This is a genomic window from Massilia eurypsychrophila, assembly GCF_002760655.1.
Lineage (GTDB): Bacteria > Pseudomonadota > Gammaproteobacteria > Burkholderiales > Burkholderiaceae_D > JAFCUW01.
Map to the genome: position 1 here is coordinate 1 of NZ_PDOC01000030.1, position 15,043 is coordinate 15,043.

The window sequence follows — 15,043 nt, forward strand, 5'->3', positions numbered from 1 at the left end:
CGTGATTTATGCTCCACGCTTCCTCTCCACGGTTGATTACTCTTCCGCAGTTGCGCTTCACTTCGCTCGCTGTGGTCAGCTCGCGGCGGGACTTTCACCCACAGGAGTGCGCCCATGCTGGGCGCACGAATAAAAAAAAGCGCGTCGATATCGACGCGCTTTTTTTTGTCCTGCTGATCGGCGCTGGCTTACGCCTTCGGTCCGCCGCCCAGCAAGGCAGCGACCTTCTGCTTGGCCGGCTTGATCGACGGATTGGCCGGCGCCTCGGTCTTGACGGCCGGCGTGGCCGGCTCGTACGGCTTGAGGAACCATGGATCGACTTTGTCGCGGCGCGCCGACGGTGCGCTGCTGCGCGGCGGCCGTTCGGCCAGGCGCGGCGCCGATTCGCCTTCCGGGCGGCGGGTACGGCGCTCCGATGGCGCGGCCGGCGCGCCGCTGTCACGCGAACGCGGCGACGAGGACGAGGACGAGGACGAGTAAGACGAGGACGACGGCGTGAAGCCGGCCAGCTCGCCGCGCAGGATAGTCTGCTTGATCAGCTTTTCGATATCGACCAGCAAGCGCTCGTCCTTGTCGGAATACACCGAGATGGCGTCGCCCGAAGCGCCGGCGCGGCCGGTGCGGCCGATCCGGTGTACATAGTCTTCGGCGTTGTACGGCAGGTCGTAATTGATCACGCACGGCAGGTCGGAAATGTCGAGGCCGCGGGCGGCGACGTCGGTCGCGACCAGCACGTCGATGTCGCCCTTCTTGAACGCTTCGAGCGCGGCCATGCGTTCCTGCTGGGTCTTGTCGCCGTGGATGGCGGTGGCCTTGATGCCGCTTTGCTCGAGGTGGCGCGACAGGCGCGAGGCGCCGATCTTGGTGTTGGAAAACACCAGCACCTGCTTCAGGTCGCGGCCGCGGATGAGGAATTCGACCACTTCGACCTTGTTCGACTCGCTCACCTTGTAGACCACCTGGGTGACCTTGTCGGCGGTCTGGTTGCTGCGCGCCACTTCGATGACGACCGGGTCGTTGAGGAAGCTGTTGGCCAGCTTCTTGATTTCCGGCGAGAACGTCGCCGAAAACATCAGGTTCTGGCGCTGCTTCGGCAGCATGTTGATGATGCGCTGCAAATCCGGCAGGAAGCCCATGTCGAGCATGCGGTCGGCCTCGTCCATGACGAGCATCTGCACCTGGCCGAGCGAGACGTTTTTCTGCTCGACGTGGTCGAGCAGGCGGCCTGGGGTGGCGATGACGATCTCGACGCCGCCGCGCAGGATGACGGTCTGCGGCTTCATGTCCATGCCGCCGAACACGACAGTCGAGCGCAGCGGCGTGTGCTGGGCGTAGGCCTTGACGTTTTCGGCCACCTGCACCGCCAGTTCGCGCGTTGGCGTCAGGATCAGCGCGCGCACCGGGTGGCGCGCCGGCGACATCGAGGCGCTGGCGTGGGCCAGCAGCAGCTGGATGATCGGCAGCGAGAAGCCGGCCGTCTTGCCGGTGCCGGTTTGCGCCGCGCCCATCACGTCGCGCCCTTGCAGCACGATCGGGATGGCTTGCGCCTGGATCGGCGTCGGGTGGACATAGCCCTGGTCGCTCAAGGCGCGCAGGATCTCCGGCGACAGGCCGAACTGGTCGAAGCGCGGCACTGGCTGCTCGGCGGCGGGTGAAGCGATTGGGTCGGTTACGTCGATTTCAGGCATCAGTTTATTTGGCGCACCGGGCGCCTGCTTTCTTCAGTAGATTCATGGCTGGACGCCGGCCGGCGCGCGATGCGGGCCCGCCGCGCGGCGGCGGCTCGGATCAAAGGGGGCTGCGCCGCAATTGCGGGGCGGCACCGGCAGCGGCGGGCACGCGGCTTGACGTCGATACTTTTACAGGCCATACACGATACCCTAATTTGATGGCGCTGTATATGGCGCATGCTGCCGCGCGGCCGCGCGCAGCCCTTGCAGAACCGGGGCAAAACCCGGATGTTTGCTGGCATGCTGCGTCTATGGACCAAACAAAAAACGGGTCTGACCCCGATTTTGAAGCAGTGCCGCCTGAACAAAAACTGAGTCTGCCTCTGCGTTTGAGGCCTGCCCGGCATATCCTCAATATTGGGGTCAGACCCGTTTGTTCGCTGGCAGGCACGGTGCTCTGCCAAACAAAAACCGGGTCTGACCCTGTTTTTGAGGCAATGCAGGGGGCATGAGAAACTATAAATTCGTATCTTTAATGCAACATTGCTGCTGGCGGCGGGTGCAAATACGTTGACAGTAGGCATCATAAGCGTCACAGTTCAGTTGCTGTAGTTACAATGCAACCGGCGCCGCGGCCGGGGGCGCTTTTCATGGATTCCTGATGCTCCCCCTGTACCGCTTTCGAATGCTGCGCCTGCTCCTGACCTGCTGGCTGTTACTGTGCGCCATCGTCGCCGGCGCTACGCCCACTTCCGACCTGCGCTTCAAGCGCCTCGGCTCGCTCGACGCCGACGACCTGTCGATCCTGTCGATGCTGCAGGACCGCCAGGGCTTCATCTGGATCGGCACCCATAGCGGCGGCCTGTACCGCTACAACGGCTATCAGGCGGTCAAGTACACCCACGATCCGCGCGACCCGCGCAGCCTGCCGAACGACCGCGTCTCGGCGCTGTTCGAAGACAGGCAGGGCCGCATCTGGGCCGGCACCCAGGACGGCATCGCCCGCTTCGATCCGCACAGCGGCGCCTTCGTGCGCTTGGCGCTGCCGCCCGGCCCGTCCAGCCAGCGCATCGTTAAATCGATCATCAGCGATGGCGGCGCCGGCATGTGGGTGGCCACCTGGGGCGGCCTGCAGCACGTCGACAGCGCCAGCGGCAAGGTGCTGCGCTACGTCCATGACAAGGCCGATCCGGACAGCCTGGCCAGCAACGACCTGAACGCGCTGGCGCTCGACGAGCGCGGCGGCCTGTGGGCCAGCACCTGGCCGGGCGGCATCGACTACCTGGCGCCGGGAGCGACAAAATTCGTCCACTACCGGGTCGACTCGGCGCAGGCGCCCGACGACAAGCTCAACATCGTGCGCGCGCTGTATTACGATGCCGACCGCACCTTGTGGATCGGCACCGAAACGGGCGTCGTCAAGTGGGACAGCAGCAAGCCGTGGTCGGCGCGCCGGCGCATCGAATCGCCGCCGCTGCGCGTCAACGCGCTGTACGGCGACAGCCACGGCGGCGTCTGGGCCGGCATGCTCGCCGGCGGCCTGCTGCGCTGGGACAAGGGCAGCGAGACGGCGGTACGCTATGTGCACCGCGCCAACGACCCGCACAGCCTGCAGTCGGACCACATCCGCGCCGTCATGCAGGACCGCGGCGGCATGCTGTGGGTAGCGTCGTTTACCGATGGCATCAGCCTCGTCAACCTGAACAGCCAGGGTTTCTCGCGCTTCATCCCGTTCGACGCCGCGCCCGACAACATCGTGCCGAACAACTCGGTGCAAAACGTCGAAGGGGCGCCGGACGGCCGCCTCTGGCTCGGCAGCAATACCGGCTTCTCGCTGTTCGACCCGGCCAGCGGCGCCGTGATCAAGACCTGGCGCGGCGAACCGAGGCGCGCCGGCGGCCTGTCCCACGACGTCGTCTACGCGCTGCACCAGCAAAGCGGCGGCCCGCTGTGGGTCGGCACCTCGGCCGGCCTGAACCGGCTCGACAAGGTCGACGGCCCGTTCCAGCGCATCCTGTTCGGCAACGTCGCGAGCAACTTCATCAACGTCATCGCGCCCGGCGCCGGCGGCCAGCTGTGGCTCGGCACCGGCCAGCACGTGATCCGCTACGACATCGCCAGCGGCGCATCGACGACGTATCCGACCGACGCGGCCGACCCGCACAGCCGCAGCGTCACCGGCACCACCAGCATCGTCGAGGACAAGCGCGGCCGCGTCTGGATGGGATCGGACTGGAGCGGCGGCGGCCTCGACCTTCTCGACACCGCCAGCGGCAAGTTCCGCCACTTCCGCCACGACGGCGCCAACCCGGCTTCGCTGGCCGACGACAACGTGTCGTCGCTGTTCGAGGATCCGCAGGGCCGCATCTGGGTCGGTACCGCCAAGGGCCTCGACCAGGTGGTCACCGCCGCCGACGGCGCCGTCAGCTTCCGCCACTACGACGGCAAGGGCAGCGTCGGCGCCGTCAAGATCCTGGCGATCCGCAGCGACCGCGCCGGCCTGCTGTGGATGTCGACCGCCGGCGGCCTGCTGCGGCTCGATCCGGCCAACGGCGCGGTCAGCCGCTTCAGCAGTTCGGACGGCCTGTCGGGCGGCTTCGCCAGCGGCGCCTCGTATGCCGCGCCGGACGGCGTGCTGTACTTTAGCGGCGTCAAGGGCATCACCGGCGTGCATCCCGACAAGGTGCGCTCGATCTCGGTGGCGCCGCACGTCGCCATCACCGACATCAGCGTGTTCAACCGGTCGCTGGCAGAAGGGGCGCACAGCCCGGACGTGAAACTCGGCGGCACGGTGACGGCGCCGACCGACATCACCATGTCGGTGCGCGAATCGGTGTTCTCGCTCGAATTTTCCGCGCTGCACTACACCGACCCGCTGCGCAACACCTACGCCCATCGGCTGATCGGTTTTGACCGCGACTGGGTCGTCACCGATTCGAACCACCGCACCGCCACCTACACCAATCTCGATCCGGGCCGCTACACCTTCGAGGTCAAGGCTGCCAACGAGCAGGGCTTGTGGAGCGACAAGCCGGCCAGCGTGGCAATCCACATCCTGCCGCCGTTCTGGCAGACCTGGTGGTTCCGCCTGCTGTGCGCGCTGCTGGCAATTGGCTTGTTGGCGATGGCCTACCGTGCCCGCGTGCGCAGCCTGACGCGGCGCCAGAAGCAGCTGCAGGCGCTGGTGGCCGAGCGCACCGGCGAGCTGGAGGAAAGCAACGCCAAGCTGGCCACCTTGTCGTCGACCGATTCGCTCACCGGCATCACCAACCGCCGCGGTTTCGACGAGGCGCTGGAGACCGAGTGGCGGCGCGCGCGGCGCGGCGGCCACGCGCTGGCGCTGGCGATGCTCGACGTCGACCACTTCAAGAGCTACAACGATTTTTATGGCCACCAGTCGGGCGACCAGTGCCTGCGCGCGGTGGCCGGCGTGATCGAAACGTTCGGCCGGCGCACCGGCGACATGGTGGCGCGTTACGGCGGCGAAGAGTTCGCGCTGCTGGCGCCGGTGACCAGCGAAGCCGAAGCGCTGGCGCTGGCGCAGGGCATCTGCCGCGAGCTCGAACGGCTGGCGCTGCCGCATGCGCGCTCGCCGTACGGCGTGGTGACGATCAGCATCGGGGTGGCGGCACTGTCGCCGGCCGACGACAACAATGCCGAGCTGCTGCTGCTGACGGCCGACCGCGCGCTGTACCGCGCCAAGCAGGCCGGGCGCAACCGGGCCATGCTGCCGGCCGGCGCCGCGGACCTGCAACGGGAACAAGCCTAAGGGGTCAGACCCGATGCTGCTTTTAAAGGGTCTGACCCCGGTTGTGTTGGCGTCCGCGACTCCGGGGTCTGACCCATAAAAGCAACATCGGGTCAGCCCCTGCGGCCCCTGCGCCCCCCGCGGCGCCCAGGTCAGCGCGTCCAGCCGCGCTGGACGGCGGCCACTTCGCCCTTCGCGTCGAGCGCCGGGCCGACCGCACGCGCATCGACGGCCGCCATCACGGCTGCCGGCATGGCGCTGCCGCCGCCTTCGGCCAGCACGGGAATTTTCCACGCGTCGCCGCTGCGGCAGGCCAGTCCGGCGGCGGCGCCAATGCCGAACGTGCGGCAATACTGGCCGTCGCGGCCGATGAAGCTGATGCCGACCTTGATGCCGGCGGCACTGCGCGGCGCATTGGCATACTGGCGCGACAAGGCCGTGTCGAGCTTGCCGCGGGCGCTCAGCGTGCCGCCCTCGCCGACGGCGGTGGCCAGCTGAATCTCATCTTGCACGCCAGCCAGTCCGAGCGCGCCGGCCAGCACGCCGGCCGCCAGCGCGGCGCCAAGCGCGCACCATTCGCGCCACGACCAGCCGCGCTCTGGCTCGGCTTCGACGACGTCCTTGCGCGGCGCCCGCACGCTGTCGAGGTGAACCACCTTCGCCGAGGTCGTTACCGTGTGCAGCCGCGGCGGCGCGGCCGGCTCGTGCAAGGTGCGCGCGAACGCGCGAAACACTTCGTCGCGCATCGCCAGGTGCTGCTTGACCTTGGCCGCCAGCGCCGGATCGGTACGCATCGCGCGCTCGACCGCGCGGCGGGTCGGCTCATCGAGCGCGCCGTCGGCAAAGGCGATCAGGGTCTCATCGGAAAATCTCATGGTGCGATCCTCGCTAAACCGATCCGATCGAATAGTCTATCACCGCGCCGGCCAGCTTTCCACTCGGTGCCGGGCGGCCATGGCTACGATGTAATCAAGCCATGCTCGTCGAGCAGGTCGTGCATTAATTCGAGCCGGATCAGCGGATTGTCGAGCATGAGCATGCCGTATTTTTGCGCCAGGGTCAGCGGCAGCAGCTCGCACCAGCGGTTCGATACCCAGCCGCAGTCGTCGAGCCGGAACGGCGGGCGCACCGGCCAGCGGTGCTCGGGCACGTCGCCGAGCGAACCGAGCACGCGGTTCAGCGCGTCCGCCGCGCCTTGCAGCTCGGACGGAATCGGCACCGGCAAATCGCCCGGCAGCAATTCCACTTCGCCCATCCACAAGCCGTTGCGGCGCCGCTCCGACGACAGCACCCGGAACCGCGCGCCGCCGCGGCACACCACCTGCAACAGCCCGGGCGACGGCGTGCTGCTGTCGTCCACCGTCGCCAAGGTGCCGGCCGCAGCGAATTTTTCCACCGCTTCGGGCGAGCGCACCTCCTGCCCTTCGGTGAGCATGACGACGCCGAACGGATCGTCATGGGCGATGCACTTGCGCATCATCTCGAGGTAGCGCACCTCGAACACCTGCAACGGCAGCACGCCTTCGGGAAACAGCACAGTGGCAAGCGGGAACAGGGGAATCGAAATCGGCGTCATGCATCCATCATGACAGAATCGCGCGCCGGGCCGGCGCACGATCGGCGCTAAGCTGCCGACGGCGGCTGCAGTTTCAGGTAGCGCACCGCGTGCACCAGCGCGGCCAGGCGCCAGCGCAGCCGCTGCCAGCCGGGGTCCGGCAGCGGCACCACCGTCACCACTACCTCGCGCCCGCCGTGCGCGCTGCTGGCAAAGGCGTAGTCGGCGGCCTGCTCGAATGGCAGCCTGAAATCCTGGCCGGGTTCGAGCAGCACCGGGCCGAACGCGTGGCCCATCGTGTCGCGGTTGCGCAACAGCAGCACGTCCTGCACGCCGAGCGTGAGCCGGATCGCCGAAGGCAGCATCAATGCCTGGTCGCCGCTGTGCCGGCGCGCCGCCGTGCCCTGTTCGATTTCGAGCAGCTGGTCGTGGTTGGCGTAGCGCAGCGGCGCCAGCGCCGCCCAGCCAAGCGCCAGCAGCAGCACCGCGGCCAGCGGCCAGGCCAACGGGTGGCGGCGCAAACCGGTCATCGGCATTGGCCGGAAAATATGGAACAGGAAAGTTGGCGCATCTGGCAAAGGGGCATATTTTGCGGACGGGAATTGTAGCACCGCCCCCCGCCGATACAGTGCAACAGGATCGCCCGAATCGGCGTAGAGTTTGCGCTGTCTATCTAATTGCACGCTTGATGAATACATCCATCTCCACCGACATCGCATCGGTGCAAACTGTCAGCGCGGTGCCGACCATCCTGCGGGTGGTGGCCGAAACGACTGGCATGCGCTTTGTCTGCATCGCCCGCGTCGACGCCGAGACCTGGACGACCTGCGCCGTGCTCGACGAGCTCGGCTTCGGCCTGGAGGCCGGCGATGAACTCGACATCGCCACCACGCTGTGCCGCGAGGTGCGCGAAGGCAATCAGCTGATCGTCATCGACAAAGCCAGCGAAGACGGCAAGTATTGCGCCCATTCGACGCCGCGCAGGTACGGCTTCGAAAGCTATATCTCGGTGCCGGTGTACCGCCCCGGTGGCGAGTTCTTCGGCACGCTGTGCGCGCTCGACCCGCGCCCGCTGCGGGTGTCGGATCCGAAGGTGGTCGACACGCTGGTGCTGTTCGCCGACCTGCTGTCGCGCCAGCTGCATGACGAGCAGCGCCTGCAACAGAGCGAATCGGCCTTGCTGAGCGCGCGCGAGGCGTCCGAACTGCGCGAGCAGTTCATTGCCGTGCTGGGCCACGACGTGCGCACGCCGCTGTCTTCGATGCTGACCGGCACCGCGCTGCTGCGCCACATGGGGCTCGACGAGAAGTCGCTCGCCGTGGTCGAACGGATCGAGCGCAGCGGCCGGCGCATCTCCAGCCTGGTCGACGATGTCGTCGACTTCACCCGCGGGCGCATGGGCGCCGGCATCCCGCTGCAGGCGCGCGCATCGACCGACCTGCAGCAGCAGCTGCGCCACGTGGTCGACGAGCTGCGCGACATCCATCCGGGCCGCCGCATCGACAGCGACATCGACATCGACGGCAGCGTGTTCTGCGATCCGCTGCGCATCGCCCAGCTGCTGTCGAACCTGCTCGTCAACGCGCTGCTGTACGGCGCGCACGAGGTGCCGGTAAGGGTTGCAGCGCACGTTCCCGCTGATGGCGGCCTGTTTTTGTCGGTGACCAACGGCGGTGCGCCGATGGCACCGGCGACCTTGGCGGCCCTGTTCCAGCCGTTCTGGCGCGGCGACAACAGTGGCGCGTCAGGCGGCCTCGGCCTTGGGCTGTACATCGTCAACGAAATTGCCCGCCCGCATCACGGCGCGATGGAGGTGACGTCGACCGCCGACGCCACCACGTTCAGTTTCCGGATGCCGGCCGCGGCGCCGGCAACGGCGCGCTGACCTGGTAGCTTAGCGCATGAACCGCGCGGCGCCAATCACGACACTGGCCATCGCGAAGACGCCACCGATGTACCACCTCAGCATTTTGGATTCCAGGCTCGCAACATCCGTCCTGAGCTCAAGCAGGTCTGCCTTGGTCACATAATTCGACAGAATGACCGCCACGTCGGTCTTCAATTGTGCAACGTCCGACTTCAAGATCGCCGTGTCCGATTTCACAGCCGACACGTCGTCCTCCAATACGGTGATCCGATGGTTGTTTTCATCCATGATCATATGATTGTCCTCGCCGGGCAGCTTGTCAATCGAGCCCGGCGCGGCGCCGGGCCAGGCTGCGCCCGATCAGCTCATGGCCTGCTTGCCAGCCTCGGCCATCTCTTCCGGCGTCATGTCCTTGATGTGGGTGGCGACCGACCACGAATGGCCGAACGGGTCCGTCAGGATGCCGTAGCGATCGCCCCAGAAGGCGTCGCAGATCGGCATCTTGACGGTGGCGCCGGCGTCGAGCGCGCGCTGGAATACCTCGTCAGCATTCGGCACATACAGGTGCAGCGTCACCGGCGTGCCGCCGAGCGCCTTCGGCCCGACCGATCCCCAGTCGGGAAAGTCGTCGGCGAGCATCACATGCGAATCGCCGATCGTGATCTGTGCGTGCATCACCTTGCCCCCGGGGCCAGCCATGCGTGCGTGCTCGACAGCGCCGAAGGCTTTCTTGTAGAACTCGATTGCATCGGCGGCGCCGGCGATCACCAGGTGCGGCGTGACCGAATGCATTCCTTCAGGGATAGGCTTGACTTCTGCGTTCATGTTGTTCTCCTCGGATAGTTTGGACGAAGCGCCAGATTACTCCGATTGCACCGCCAAGGTTGGCGTTTTACCAGCGAACGCGCCGGAACCGGTGCGCGCGCCGGCGGTCCGCCGCGGCTAGGCCGCTTCGCGCCTGGCGGGTGCCGGTTTCGGCAGCGCCGGCGCCGGCATTTGCAGGCGCTGGTTCAGCAGCGCCAGCACGGCCGCCTCTTCCGGCGACAGGTCGTGCAGGTCGTCGACCAGCTCGCGGGCGGCGCGTTCGCGCAGCGCTTCCAGGATGGTGCCGTCGAGATAGGAGTCGATCACGGCCGGGTGGATGTAGCACTTGCGGCAGATGGTCGGCGTGTTGCCCAGCTTTTCGGCGACCGATTCGATGGCGCGCACGATATTCTTCTTCGCCTGTGCCTCCGACTCGAATTTTTCGAATTCTTGCAGCGCCAGCGCGGCCAGCACGGTGCCCGACCAGGTGCGGAAATCCTTCGCCGTGTAGTCTTCGCCGGTGATCGCGCGCAGGTAGTCGTTGACGTCGGCCGAGCCGACGGTGTGCTGGTGGCCGTCGTCGTCGATGTACTGGAACAGGTCCTGCCCGGGCAGCTCGCGGGTGCGCGCAATGATGCGCGCCAGGCGCCGGTCTTCCAGCTTGATCGTGTGGAACACCCCGCTCTTGCCGCGGAAGCGAAATTCGACTTCCTTGCCGGCCACCTTGACGTGGCGCGAGCGCAAGGTCGTCAACCCGAACGACTTGTTGGTGCGCGCGTATTCCTCGTTCCCGATCCGCATCATCGTCACTTCCAGCAAGTGCACGATGGTGGCGAGCACCTTTTCGCGCGGCAGGCCCGGCAGCGACAGCGCGGCGTCGACGGTGCGGCGGATCTGCGGCAAGGCCTGGCCGAACTTGAGCATGCGCTCGAACTTGACCTCGTCGCGCACGCTGCGCCAGCGCGGATGATAGCGGTACTGCTTGCGCTGCTTCGCGTCGCGCCCGGTCGCCTGCAGGTGGCCGTTCGCCTGCGGGCAAATCCACACGTCGGTCCACGCCGGCGGAATGACCAGCGACTTGATGCGCGCCAGCGTGGCCTCGTCGGTGACAACGTCGCCGTGCGAGTCGAGGTAGCGGAAATGCTCGCCGTCGCGTTCGCGCGTGATGCCGCGCTTGCCGTCGGTGACGTAGCGCAGCCCGGCCGACTTGGCAGCCTCCGTCGGGTCGCTGTTGGGAACTGGCGAAAGCGCCGATGGGTGGTCGTTTTTCATGGCTGCGCATCTGGGTTGGAAGGGAATCAACCAATACTAGTCGAAACGACAATGCGATGTCGCGGCGCTCGCGCGCGGACAATTGGACACGGACTGAGCATTTATCGCTACACTATTGAACGCCGACCGGCCCCGGTCGGCCACCCATTCGCTGAGAAGGATTGTCGATGTCCCGTGTCGTTCCACAACCATTACTACTGGCGGCATTGCTCGCCGCCGCCGGCGCGGCTGGCGCCGCCGAACCGGTCGCCGCTGCCCGCCAGGCGCAGATCGACGCCATCGTGCGCGACATTTCGCCGCAGCGCATCCAGGGCTACGTCGACAAGCTGGTCAGCTTCGGCACCCGCCACACGATGTCCGACACCGTTTCCGACACGCGCGGCATCGGCGCGGCGCGGCGCTGGATCAAGTCCGAGTTCGAGCGCTGCGGCGCCGGCCGCCTGCAGGTCGCCTTCGACGGCCACCTGCATCCGGTCGACCGCCGCATCTCGCGCCCGACCGAGATCGTCAACGTGGTCGCCACCTTGCCCGGCAGCCAGGCCGAATCGCGCGAGCGCATGTACGTCGTCAGCGGCCACTACGACTCGCGCAACAGCGACGACGCCGATGCCGTTGGCGACGCGCCCGGCGCCAACGACGACGCCTCCGGCACCGCCGCCGTGATCGAGCTGGCGTGCGTGATGTCGCGCCACAAGTTCGATGCAACCCTGGTGTTCATGACGGTGGCGGCCGAAGAGCAAGGCTTGTACGGCGCGGCCGACTGGGCCGAGAAAGCCAAGCAGAAGAAACTCAATATCGCCGGCATGTTCACCAACGACATCATCGGCAGTTCGCACAACCAGGACGGCAAGCGCGACAACACCCAGGTGCGCCTGTTCGCCGAAGGCATCCCCGCCGTCAAGGACATGCCGGACAACCTGCGCGCGCTGATCGCCACCGGCGGCGAGAACGATACGCCGACGCGCCAGCTGGCGCGCCACGTCAAGGACGTCGGCGAGCGCTATGTCGACGGCTTCAAGGTCACCATCGTCAACCGGCGCGACCGCTACCTGCGCGGCGGCGACCATGCGCCCTTCCTCGATCGCGGCTTCGCGGCGCTGCGTTTTACCGAGCCGGCCGAGAACTTCAACCACCAGCACCAGAACGTGCGCAAGGAAGGCGCGCTGCAATACGGCGACCTGACCGAGTTCGTCGATCCGGCCTACATCGCCCAGGTGGCGCGCGTGAATGCGGCCTCGCTCGCCGCGCTGGCGCTGGCGCCGGCCGCACCGCAGGAAGTGAAGATCCGCACCGCGCGGCTCGACAACAACACCGACCTGACCTGGCAGGCGAACGCCGAACCGGACCTGGCCGGCTACCGCATCGTGTGGCGCGACACCACCGCGGCGCAGTGGCAAGGCAGCCAGCTGGTTGGCAAGGTCACCGCGTTCACCGTGCCGCTGTCGAAGGACAACGTGTTTTTCGGTGTGCAGGCAATCGACAAGGACGGCAACGTCAGTCCTGCAAGCTATCCGATGCCGCAACGGTAATTGCCGTCGGTGCGGCCGGCATGGGTCGCACCGCCAGTTCTTGACAGTAGTGGCGAACCGCCGGATGATCGCGGGATGGAACAGCGACTGACAGCACTGGAAGCTCGACTGGACACGATCCTTCCGACGTTGGCCACAAAGGCTGACATCGCTGAGATCCGCGTTGACATGAACAAGATGAATGCCGAAATCAAAACATGGACTTTGGCAACCGTCCTAACAATCATTGGGACAATGCTGGCGGCCATTTTTGGCATTGCCACAATCTTTAACGCTGCATCGCAAGGTTCCAGGGCGCAGCCAGCGCCTATCGTTATCACACTACCGGCCACTTCGACGCCAACAAAATCACCGTAACGCTGGCCTGCCAGCACCGCCACTTTCGCGCATTCCCATTCCATAGGGAGGTGCGCGCTCTCCATATTTGCCACTTCTCGCGCACCTACACTCGGCGGCCATGGAAGTCGGCAAGAGACAAACAAGATGAACGAGAACGCGGCAGCGCAGTCGAAGAATTAAGTGTCCTTCGATGCGCCAGTCGGCGACGTGGACACGATGCATGTTTCGCTGCTCCACATCGCGGGCGCCGGCTCGCCTCACTAACGAGGACATCATGCGTAAAATTCTCACTCCCTTACTCGCCACGATGGTGCTGGGCTTTGCCAGCACCGCCCATTCACAGGTGACCAACCACACCGCCACCATGAGCGGCCCGAACGAAGCGCCACCCAACTCCTCGCCTGGCACCGGCGCGGCGACACTGCTGATCAACGAAAACTTCAACGAGATACGCCTGCAGGTCGACTTCACCGGCCTGACCGCGCCGACGGTTGCCGCCCACATCCACTGCTGCACGCCGCCACCGGGCACCGCGCCCGCGGCGACGCCGCTGCCGGCATTCCCCGACTTCCCGCTCGGGGTCACCAGCGGCAGCTACGACATGACGTTCGACCTGCTCTCGCCAGGCACCTACAACCCCGCCTTCATCGAAGCGGCCGGCGGCACCGTGGCGCTGGCGGCCACCGAACTGGTCGAAGGCATACGCGCGGGCGAGGCGTACTTCAATATCCACACCAGCGCCTACCCGGCCGGCGAGATTCGCGGCTTCCTTGTTGCGGCGCCGATCCCGGAGCCGGCGACCTATGCGATGTGGGGGCTGGGACTGGTGGCGCTGGCGGGCGCCGGGCGCTGGCGCCAACGCTCGTCCTACAAGGCCGCGCGGCCGGCCTGAAGGTGCACGATGTCGACGTCGCCCCACTTGTCGCGCAGGTATTCGGCGACAAGGCGGCGATGGCAGTGGTGCGGCTCGTCTTCGCTGCATAGCAGGCAGGCGCCGGCCAGCTCGTCGCGGTCGATCTGTTCGATGCGTCGCTGCGCCATCAGCTGCAGGAAGCTGGTGGCATAACTGTCCCAAGCGGCGTGGCCGGCGCGGTAGTCCGCCAGCATGGGCGCGGTCGGCGCCAGTTCGACCTCGTGCTGGTAGCCGATGCCGCAAAGCTGGCGGGCGAAGTAACGCAGATCGTCGCGCTTGGCAAAGCCCGCCAGCTGGGAAACGTTATTGAGCCGCACGTCGACCAGGCGCTGCGCCTTCGATTGCTTCAGCCGCGTTAAGAAATCTTCGGCCGACGTCCTGGTAAAACCGATCGTGAAGATCTTCATGCCGACATACTTACATCGCCACGCCGAACGGCCGCACTCCGATCAACGGGCCATGCAGCCAGAACGCGAACGCCACCCAGGCGAGGACGCCCACCACAACGGCGATGAGCGTGCCGCTCATGGCGCCGGCCGGATACGTCGTTGCCGCCGCGCGGTCGCGCCGGCGAGCGGCGATGAAGGACATCACGGCCCACGCCAGGAAGGCGCCAAACAGCAGCACGTCGGCCACGGTGCCGTTGGCCAGCAAGTGCGCCAGCGCCCACGCCTTCACGCCCAGCACCATCGGATGGTGGAAGCGCGCCTTGATCTGGTTGCGCGGCACGTAGGTAGCGGCCAGCAAAATGAAAGCGACCAGCGTGAGCAGCGCTGCCAGGTGGCGCATTCCGGTCGGTGGATTCCACAGCACGACAGGCGTCTCGCGCGCAACGCCGTAGCCCCAGACGATCAGCGCCAGGCCGACAGCGGACATCAGGGAGTAGCCGATCTTCCACTTGTTTTCTCCCATGCGCGTGATTTGCTGGCGGCGCCAGTCGTCGGCGAATATGCGCACCGAGTGAACGCCGAGGAAGATCACCAGCCCAATAATCAAAAATGTCATCGCGTATCCCGTTCGTCTGTTGAGTGTTCCATTCTAACGCGCCGGCCGGCGCAACCACTGAGTCGACAAACACCTTGCCGATGTCGCCACCAATCCGGCCACCATCGCCGACGCGGCGTGGAAGCCGAGCCTGACGACACCGGGCCATCCCGAATATCCGGCCGCGCACTCGTGCACCGCCGGCGCCGTGGGCGAATTGCTGCGCCAGTACTACGGCACCGACAAGGCCAGGTGGACGATGGCGCATTACTTCGGCAAGCGCGACTCGGCTATCGACGCATCAGAAAGCCGATACAGACGTGTTCGACTGATAGCCCTATATTCACGGTCGTAAGAGCGTT

The 15,043-nt window shown here is 66.3% G+C and carries 14 protein-coding genes and 1 pseudogene; 6 read left to right on the forward strand and 9 right to left on the reverse strand.

Features of this window, described 5'->3' with window-relative positions:
- Nucleotides 1-188: 188 nt before the first annotated feature.
- Entirely contained in the window at nt 189-1,688 is a 1,500-nt protein-coding gene (locus CR105_RS25030; RefSeq protein ID WP_099793332.1) for a DEAD/DEAH box helicase, read from the reverse strand.
- Between the two features lie 643 nt (nt 1,689-2,331).
- Here CR105_RS25030 and CR105_RS25035 point away from each other — a divergent pair.
- A complete protein-coding gene (locus CR105_RS25035; RefSeq protein ID WP_229414120.1) occupies nt 2,332-5,439 on the forward strand; it encodes a ligand-binding sensor domain-containing diguanylate cyclase in 3,108 nt (1,035 codons plus the stop codon).
- Between the two features lie 131 nt (nt 5,440-5,570).
- Here the strand turns inward: CR105_RS25035 and CR105_RS25040 are convergent, their stop codons facing one another.
- The 3 genes from CR105_RS25040 to CR105_RS25050 all read right to left on the reverse strand — a co-directional run bounded on the left by CR105_RS25040 (nt 5,571) and on the right by CR105_RS25050 (nt 7,503).
- Nucleotides 5,571-6,293: an anti-sigma factor family protein gene (locus CR105_RS25040; RefSeq protein WP_099793334.1), complete on the reverse strand. Its 723-nt coding sequence runs from the start codon at nt 6,291-6,293 to the stop codon at nt 5,571-5,573.
- Between the two features lie 83 nt (nt 6,294-6,376).
- Nucleotides 6,377-6,994: an LON peptidase substrate-binding domain-containing protein gene (locus CR105_RS25045; protein ID WP_099793337.1), complete on the reverse strand. Its 618-nt coding sequence runs from the start codon at nt 6,992-6,994 to the stop codon at nt 6,377-6,379.
- 47 nt (nt 6,995-7,041) lie between these two features.
- Nucleotides 7,042-7,503, reverse strand: a complete 462-nt coding sequence (locus tag CR105_RS25050) for a cupredoxin domain-containing protein (protein ID WP_099793389.1) — start codon at nt 7,501-7,503, stop codon at nt 7,042-7,044.
- A gap of 158 nt (nt 7,504-7,661) precedes the next feature.
- Between CR105_RS25050 and CR105_RS25055 the strand changes: the two genes are divergently transcribed.
- Nucleotides 7,662-8,858, forward strand: coding sequence for a GAF domain-containing sensor histidine kinase (locus CR105_RS25055; RefSeq protein ID WP_099793339.1), 1,197 nt, complete (start codon nt 7,662-7,664; stop codon nt 8,856-8,858).
- Nucleotides 8,859-8,867: 9 nt separating this feature from the next.
- Here CR105_RS25055 and CR105_RS25060 read toward each other — a convergent pair whose 3' ends face one another.
- The 3 genes from CR105_RS25060 to CR105_RS25070 form a co-directional block, all read right to left on the reverse strand.
- On the reverse strand, nt 8,868-9,134 hold the full coding sequence (locus CR105_RS25060; RefSeq protein ID WP_099793341.1) for a hypothetical protein: 267 nt from the start codon (nt 9,132-9,134) through the stop codon (nt 8,868-8,870).
- Nucleotides 9,135-9,200: 66 nt separating this feature from the next.
- Complete coding sequence (locus CR105_RS25065; protein ID WP_099793343.1) at nt 9,201-9,665, reverse strand: VOC family protein; 465 nt, start codon at nt 9,663-9,665, stop codon at nt 9,201-9,203.
- A 117-nt stretch (nt 9,666-9,782) separates the two neighbouring features.
- On the reverse strand, nt 9,783-10,916 hold the full coding sequence (locus tag CR105_RS25070) for a DNA topoisomerase IB (protein WP_099793345.1): 1,134 nt from the start codon (nt 10,914-10,916) through the stop codon (nt 9,783-9,785).
- A 167-nt stretch (nt 10,917-11,083) separates the two neighbouring features.
- Here CR105_RS25070 and CR105_RS25075 point away from each other — a divergent pair, with 167 nt between their 5' ends.
- The 3 genes from CR105_RS25075 (at nt 11,084) to CR105_RS25085 (ending at nt 13,676) form a co-directional block, all read left to right on the forward strand.
- Nucleotides 11,084-12,445, forward strand: a complete 1,362-nt coding sequence (locus tag CR105_RS25075; protein ID WP_099793391.1) for a M28 family peptidase — start codon at nt 11,084-11,086, stop codon at nt 12,443-12,445.
- Between the two features lie 75 nt (nt 12,446-12,520).
- Nucleotides 12,521-12,802 (forward strand): hypothetical protein, encoded by a 282-nt coding sequence (locus tag CR105_RS25080; protein ID WP_099793347.1) that lies wholly within the window; start codon nt 12,521-12,523, stop codon nt 12,800-12,802.
- A gap of 256 nt (nt 12,803-13,058) precedes the next feature.
- Entirely contained in the window at nt 13,059-13,676 is a 618-nt protein-coding gene (locus CR105_RS25085; protein WP_229414121.1) for a CHRD domain-containing protein, read from the forward strand.
- On the opposite strand, the gene CR105_RS25090 is transcribed toward CR105_RS25085, so the two are convergent.
- Together CR105_RS25090 and CR105_RS25095 are read right to left on the reverse strand one after the other, a co-directional pair.
- Nucleotides 13,652-14,104, reverse strand: coding sequence for a DUF488 domain-containing protein (locus CR105_RS25090; RefSeq protein ID WP_099793349.1), 453 nt, complete (start codon nt 14,102-14,104; stop codon nt 13,652-13,654). The genes CR105_RS25085 and CR105_RS25090 overlap by 25 nt on opposite strands.
- A 10-nt stretch (nt 14,105-14,114) precedes the next feature.
- Nucleotides 14,115-14,702 carry an NnrU family protein gene (locus tag CR105_RS25095; RefSeq protein ID WP_099793351.1) on the reverse strand — a complete coding sequence of 196 codons (588 nt, stop codon included), beginning with the start codon at nt 14,700-14,702 and terminating at the stop codon, nt 14,115-14,117.
- Between the two features lie 100 nt (nt 14,703-14,802).
- Between CR105_RS25095 and CR105_RS29720 the strand changes: the two are divergent.
- Nucleotides 14,803-15,036, forward strand: a pseudogene (locus CR105_RS29720) (hypothetical protein); the annotation flags it as partial.
- Nucleotides 15,037-15,043: the final 7 nt, after the last annotated feature.

What these genes read in the sequence shown, in the direction of transcription:
- CR105_RS25060 (WP_099793341.1), bottom strand. Translation starts at nt 9,134, where the DNA reads ATGATCATGGATGAAAACAACCATCGGATCACCGTATTGGAGGACGAC.
- CR105_RS25070 (WP_099793345.1), bottom strand. Translation starts at nt 10,916, where the DNA reads ATGAAAAACGACCACCCATCGGCGCTTTCGCCAGTTCCCAACAGCGAC.
- CR105_RS25075 (WP_099793391.1), top strand. Translation starts at nt 11,084, where the DNA reads ATGTCCCGTGTCGTTCCACAACCATTACTACTGGCGGCATTGCTCGCC.
- CR105_RS25080 (WP_099793347.1), top strand. Translation starts at nt 12,521, where the DNA reads ATGGAACAGCGACTGACAGCACTGGAAGCTCGACTGGACACGATCCTT.
- CR105_RS25085 (WP_229414121.1), top strand. Translation starts at nt 13,059, where the DNA reads ATGCGTAAAATTCTCACTCCCTTACTCGCCACGATGGTGCTGGGCTTT.
- CR105_RS25045 (WP_099793337.1), bottom strand. Translation starts at nt 6,994, where the DNA reads ATGACGCCGATTTCGATTCCCCTGTTCCCGCTTGCCACTGTGCTGTTT.
- CR105_RS25035 (WP_229414120.1), top strand. Translation starts at nt 2,332, where the DNA reads ATGCTCCCCCTGTACCGCTTTCGAATGCTGCGCCTGCTCCTGACCTGC.
- CR105_RS25095 (WP_099793351.1), bottom strand. Translation starts at nt 14,702, where the DNA reads ATGACATTTTTGATTATTGGGCTGGTGATCTTCCTCGGCGTTCACTCG.
- CR105_RS25055 (WP_099793339.1), top strand. Translation starts at nt 7,662, where the DNA reads ATGAATACATCCATCTCCACCGACATCGCATCGGTGCAAACTGTCAGC.
- CR105_RS25090 (WP_099793349.1), bottom strand. Translation starts at nt 14,104, where the DNA reads ATGAAGATCTTCACGATCGGTTTTACCAGGACGTCGGCCGAAGATTTC.
- CR105_RS25065 (WP_099793343.1), bottom strand. Translation starts at nt 9,665, where the DNA reads ATGAACGCAGAAGTCAAGCCTATCCCTGAAGGAATGCATTCGGTCACG.
- CR105_RS25040 (WP_099793334.1), bottom strand. Translation starts at nt 6,293, where the DNA reads ATGAGATTTTCCGATGAGACCCTGATCGCCTTTGCCGACGGCGCGCTC.
- CR105_RS25050 (WP_099793389.1), bottom strand. Translation starts at nt 7,503, where the DNA reads ATGACCGGTTTGCGCCGCCACCCGTTGGCCTGGCCGCTGGCCGCGGTG.
- CR105_RS25030 (WP_099793332.1), bottom strand. Translation starts at nt 1,688, where the DNA reads ATGCCTGAAATCGACGTAACCGACCCAATCGCTTCACCCGCCGCCGAG.